1 pseudogene is annotated in these 254 nt (G+C 61.8%); it reads left to right on the top strand.

The features are described from left to right. A pseudogene (locus GHO03_RS24955) lies at positions 1-254 on the top strand (DNA-primase RepB domain-containing protein); the annotation flags it as partial.

A 254-nucleotide genomic window follows, 5' to 3' on the forward strand; every position in this document is an offset into this window, starting at 1 on the left:
CGCTGGACGCGCAGAGCGTGGCCGAGCAAATCAGGGGCGCGACCGTACCGGCGAAGCCATCCAGAAGCAAATAAATGCGCTGGGCGTGGAGCGTTTCGAGGTGGGAATTCGCGAAGCCAAGACCGGCCAAATGATGAACCGCGAATGGAGCCGCGCCGAGGTGGAGCAGTCCGCCGCATGGCTCAAACGCATGAACGCCAAGGGCAACGACATTTATATCAGGCCAGCAGGGGAGCATGGGCTAGTGCTGGTGG

Source organism: Pseudomonas sp. FSL R10-1339 (assembly GCF_009600545.1).
Lineage (GTDB): Bacteria > Pseudomonadota > Gammaproteobacteria > Pseudomonadales > Pseudomonadaceae > Aquipseudomonas > Aquipseudomonas bubulae.